The sequence below is a fragment of the Prevotella conceptionensis 9403948 genome, from assembly GCF_000312305.1.
GTDB lineage: Bacteria > Bacteroidota > Bacteroidia > Bacteroidales > Bacteroidaceae > Prevotella > Prevotella conceptionensis.
This window is the reverse complement of the sequence record NZ_HE999461.1, coordinates 1-1,939: the sequence shown is the minus strand read 5'-3', so window position 1 is coordinate 1,939 and position 1,939 is coordinate 1. Positions and strand designations below refer to the sequence as shown.

General features: G+C 37.7%; 2 protein-coding genes and 1 pseudogene. 1 reads left to right on the top strand and 2 read right to left on the bottom strand.

The annotated features are described in order from the left end of the window. Window positions 1-205: pseudogene (locus tag BN93_RS18815) on the top strand (hypothetical protein); the annotation flags it as partial. Window positions 206-314: 109 nt separating this feature from the next. Here BN93_RS18815 and BN93_RS15295 read toward each other — a convergent pair. Both BN93_RS15295 and BN93_RS15290 read right to left on the bottom strand, forming a co-directional pair. Beyond that, window positions 315-998: an IS630 family transposase gene (locus tag BN93_RS15295; protein ID WP_157462906.1), complete on the bottom strand. Its 684-nt coding sequence runs from the start codon at window positions 996-998 to the stop codon at window positions 315-317. Next, window positions 914-1,330, bottom strand: coding sequence for a helix-turn-helix domain-containing protein (locus tag BN93_RS15290; protein WP_019189158.1), 417 nt, complete (start codon window positions 1,328-1,330; stop codon window positions 914-916). The genes BN93_RS15295 and BN93_RS15290 overlap by 85 nt, the downstream gene beginning before the upstream one ends. Between the last annotated feature and the right edge of the window lie 609 nt (window positions 1,331-1,939).

The window sequence follows — 1,939 nt, the reverse complement described above, 5'->3', positions numbered from 1 at the left end:
TGATGTAAATAATCCTAATACTTCTATTTTTATAATATATCCCAATCAGAAAATTGACTTAAGGGCAATGAAATCAAATGTTATTTATACAGACGAAAAGATTGAAAAATGTAAGTTTTTAGATATGAAAAGTAAACGAGTATTGCTTGTAGGTAATATTAAAGGTAGCGGTACATCAATCTCAATACATTCTGATGCATGGTAATTTTTAGATAAATAATTATCTGATTTTTAGAAAAATATTTTCTCATGACTTACTTAGAAAAATAAAATACAGATATGACAATTTAATTGGAATAAGTAACTGTTCAAAATTAAGCGACATGTTTAGAGAAGTTTATACGCAATCCTTTTCCTATATCCGCCAAAGCTCTATTGGTTGTATAGAACAGCATGTCAGAAGTTATATAATCCTGTGGTCTCATCCACTTGCCTTTGAGTATGCGCCACAGTGTCTCGGCAATGTTCAACTGTGGCGAGTATGGTGGCAGATAGAAAAGGAAGAGTCCCCTTTGTTCCCATATAGGACGAAGTTCCCTGATTTTCTTGTTTCGATGGACAGAAGCATTGTCGAGGACGACAAATGTATCCATCTTCAGATTGAACGAGATTTCATCAAAGAAACTGACAATTTTGTCTGCTGTCATTTTCTCGGATGTTGTGAAACCCTTGTAGTGGTTGTCTCTATCTATCATTCCAAAAATATTGAGACGTGCCACTCTTTGGGAGGGGATGTAAACATCTTCCCCTCGCAGTTGCCAGCCGTAAGGGACATATCCTTCTGTGCAAGTGTGGCTTTCGTCAGCATAATAGAGCCTGATGCGTCCTTCATACGCTTGTCTCTCAAGTTCCTGCAACTTCTCGACCTTGTATTCATAGAGTTGCGGCGAGGGGACTCCCCTTGGGCGTTTTCTTATTCGCTTATATTTTGCGCCAATGCTGATAAAAAACGTTTGAACGTTGCGTCGCTTACCTCTTTGCCTGAGGATTGCTCCCATGCTGCTCTGGCTTTGCTCACACTCTGCCTGTCTTGCTCTATTGCACGGCGTACCGCCTCTTCGTCTGAACAGTCCATAATAGGTTTCCGACCCCGTCCGGAACGAGTCTTCAACCCCTCTATGCCTTCCGACTTGAAACGCTTTACCCAAGCGTTTACGCTTACATGGCTCATTTCCGTTTGCGCACCTATGGCTACTGATGACAGACCTTCCGACTTCAGTAATACTGCACGACAACGCATACGGAAACAATGTTTCTCGCCAAAGCGAAATCCTCTATCGAGTGCCAGACGCTCTGTCTCGGCTAACCCCAATACTTTTGGTTTTCCCATAACTCAAAGTAGAACGGAAATTACATATATTTATTTTGTGTAAATTAATTTTGTTCACTTACTTGACAATAATATATATACAGTTATGAACACGCAACCGTTACAGGGTATACAGAAGAACTTTTCCATGTTTTCCAAAAAGCTTTATACGGTATAAATGGAAGAAATACGCAAGAATTGGATGCAGAAGCAAAATTATATAATGTAATAGTAATGCTGGAAATTGCTAGTACCAATAGTAGTATAAAAGGTGTTAACGCTGTTCTTAATTCAATAAATAATGATAATGCTAACATCTTGTACTACAATGGTCTATTAGTTCAAACTCTTTATGAACTCCTAGATACCAATAACTTAACAATCACAAAGGGGTCTAAAGCTGAGGCTGCATATAAAATGTATTTAAAGAACTTTGAAGTAAACCATTCCCAAACAAAAAGGAGATGTATATAGTGGGAAACAACGGGATTTATCACCTGCCGCCTATAACACTCTCTTAGATAAAGCAAAATAATGATTAAATATGAAAATTAACCATTGGGTACTCTTATTATTCATTCTAGTTGTTAACACACAACTTTATGGACAAAAGGTAAAATTATTAGATAA

Bases quoted from the DNA above. Each gene is read 5' to 3' on its own strand.
- BN93_RS15295 (WP_157462906.1), bottom strand. From the start codon at position 998: ATGGGAGCAATCCTCAGGCAAAGAGGTAAGCGACGCAACGTTCAAACG.
- BN93_RS15290 (WP_019189158.1), bottom strand. From the start codon at position 1,330: ATGGGAAAACCAAAAGTATTGGGGTTAGCCGAGACAGAGCGTCTGGCA.